Raw genomic sequence first — 3,141 nt, forward strand, 5'->3', positions numbered from 1 at the left:
GTCGTAGGCCGCGGGGGTGCCCGGCCGTCCCCGGAGTCCCCGGCGTTCCGGCACCCGCCGGGCCGGGCACCCCCGCGGCCTACGACTACGCGCGCTTCAGCAGACTGGCCGGGCCGCTCACCGAACCCCCCGACGGCGTCTACCGGGTGCGCTACCGGCGCCTGCTCGGACCCGGCCGGGGCGGCGGCACCGGAGCGATGGCGCTGGTCGCGGCGGGCCCCCTGGTCTGCCTCACCCTCCTGTTGTGGCTCGTCTCCCCCGAGCACTGGCTCTACCGGCCCTACGTCAGCGACTGGGAGCGCGCCCTCGACACCGTGATGCTGGTCTCGATCGGGCTGATCGAGCTGTTCCGGGTCGTCAACGTCGCGTCCAACGCCCACGCCACCTGGGTGGCCCGGGACCCCGTCCCCGTCCGCGCCCGCCCCGGCACCCGCGTCGCCTTCCTCACCACCTTCGTCCCCGGCAAGGAACCGCTGTCCATGGTCCGGGCCACGCTGGAGGGGGCGGTGCGCATCGAGCACGACGGGCCGCTGGACGTCTGGCTGCTCGACGAGGGCGACGACCCGGAGGTCAGGAGGCTCTGCCGGCGGCTGGGCGTACGGCACTTCTCCCGCAAGGGCGTCGCCCGCTGGAATCAGCCCTCCGGCCGCTACCGGGCCCGCACCAAGCACGGCAACTACAACGCCTGGCTGGACGCCCACGGCGACGCCTACGAGTTCATGGCCTGCGTCGACACCGACCATGTGCCGCTGCCCAACTTCCTGGAGCGCATGCTCGGCTACTTCCGCGACCCCGACGTGGCGTTCGTCGTCGGCCCCCAGGTCTACGGCAACTACACCACCGCGGTCACCAAGGCCGCCGAGAGCCAGCAGTTCCTCTTCCACGCCCTGATCCAGCGGGCCGGCAACGCCTACGGCTCGCCCATGTTCGTCGGCACCAGCAACTGTGTCCGCGTCGGCGTGCTGCGGCAGATCGGCGGCCTCTACGACTCCATCACCGAGGACATGGCCACCGGACTGGAGATCCACCGCCGCCGCAACCCCGCCACGGGCCGCCGCTGGAAGTCCGTCTACACCCCCGACGTCCTCGCCGTGGGCGAGGGCCCGTCCACGTGGACGGACTTCTTCAGCCAGCAGCTGCGCTGGTCGCGCGGGACGTACGAGACGCTGCTGCGGCAGTTCTGGCGGGCGGCGTGGACCCTCTCCCCCGGCCGGCTGCTCAACTACGGATTCATGGTGGCCTACTACCCCATGTCCGCCCTCAACTGGGTGCTGGGCGCCCTGACCTGCGTGCTCTTCCTCGGCTTCGGGGCCTCGGGGATCTCCGTGGAGTCGTCGCTGTGGCTGATGCTCTACTGCGACGCGGCCGCCCTCCAGATCGGCCTGTACGTCTGGAACCGGCGCCACAACGTCAGCCCGCACGAACCGGCCGGCTCCTCCGGGGCCGCGGGCATGGTGATGTCCGCGCTCTCCGCCCCCCTCTACGCGCGCTCGCTCGCCCAGGCCGTGCTCCGGCGCAGCTCGCGCTTCGTGGTGACGCCCAAGGGCGACTCGGCCAGCCCCGACCGCCTCGCGACCTTCCGCACCCATCTGGTGTGGGCCGGGCTGTTCGCCCTGTCGCTGGCCGCCTCCTGGACGTTCGGCCACGCGCACACGGCGATGCGGCTCTGGGCGCTGCTGGCCCTGGTGACCGCCCTCGGCCCGGTCGCCGTCTGGCGGGGCGGCCGGCGACGGGAGAGGCGCCGGGCCTGGTGAGGGCGGACGCGCGGACCGCGCGCAGGACTCGTACGAGCGATGGGACATGGATGCGGTGAGGTTCCCGACGAACAGATTCCCGGCGGAGCTCCCGGGCAGGCTCCCGGCGGCGTTCCCGGCAGGGGCCTGGGCGAGGTTCCGGGCGAACAGGAAGGCGCGCAAGGCGGTGCTGGGCGCCGGCGCCACGCTGGCCCTGATCGCGGCCAACGGCCCGGCCGCCACCGGCTTCGCCGAGCGGGCCTGGCACGACTACACGATCAACCAGGAGTCGTACAAGGCCCGGTACGGGCACTGGGACGTGGTCGACGTCCCCGCCCGGTTCCGGATCAACGCCATCCACGCGGCCCTGCTGCGCACCGGCAAGGTGCTGCTCATCGCCGGGTCCGGCAACGACGAGAGGAACTTCCGGGCGGGCACCTTCCAGAGCGTCCTGTGGGACCCGGCGCGCAACACCTTCCGGGAGATCGACACCCCCAAGGACATGTTCTGCGCGGGCCACGCCCAGCTCCCCGACGGCCGGCTGCTGGTAGCGGGCGGCACCGCCCGCTACGAGAGGCTCACCGGCGACGTGAGACGGGCCGGCGGCGCGATGCTCGTGAAGAACGAGAACCCCGACGCCCCCCGCACCTTCCCCGCCGGCACGGTCTTCACGGGCTCCACCGGCAAGCGGTACCGCACGCTCCTGCCCGTCCTCGTGCCGCGCGCGAAGAAGAACGTCGCGGAGGGCACCGGCCGCGCCCCGAAGAAGGTCACCGTCACCGCCGCCCAGGTGCGGGTCTACGTCGAGGCGGTCGACGAGGGCGAACGGGGCATCACCCACACCGCCGACCAGTACCGCGTCCAGGGGCTGCGCGGCCGTGACGCCCAGGACCTCTACGGCCTCGCGGCCAAACTGGGGCTGGACAAAAAAGACTTCCAGGGCCTGAAGGACGCCTACGAGTTCGACCCCGTCGCCGAGCGGTACGTCCGGGTCGACCCCATGTCCGAGGCCCGCTGGTACCCCACCCTGGTCACCCTCAAGGACGGCCGGGTCCTGGCGGTCTCCGGCCTGGACGACATGGGCGAGATCATTCCCGGCAAGAACGAGATCTACGACCCGAGGACCCGCAAGTGGTCCCCGGGCCCCAACCGCTACTTCCCCACCTACCCCGCGCTCTTCCTCACCGCCGGCGGCCGCCTGTTCTACTCCGGCTCCAACGCCGGCTACGGGCCCGCCAAGGCCGGCCGCACCCCGGGCCTGTGGAACGTGGACACCAACACCTTCGTGCCCGTCCCCGGCCTGGAGGAGCAGGACATGACGGAAACCTCGGCCTCCGTGCTGCTGCCCCCGGCCCAGGACCGGAAGGTGATGATCCTGGGCGGCGGCGGGGTCGGCGAGTCCCACGAG

General features: G+C 72.4%; 1 protein-coding gene and 1 pseudogene. Both read left to right on the forward strand.

What is annotated here, in order from left to right:
* Positions 1-1,754: glycosyltransferase (locus K6I33_RS33565; protein WP_229358545.1), on the forward strand; the 1,754-nt coding region annotated here is incomplete at its 5' end.
* A gap of 166 nt (positions 1,755-1,920) precedes the next feature.
* A pseudogene (locus K6I33_RS33570) lies at positions 1,921-3,141 on the forward strand (galactose oxidase); the annotation flags it as partial.

Source organism: Streptomyces sp. UNOB3_S3 (genome assembly GCF_020740895.1).
GTDB lineage: Bacteria > Actinomycetota > Actinomycetes > Streptomycetales > Streptomycetaceae > Streptomyces.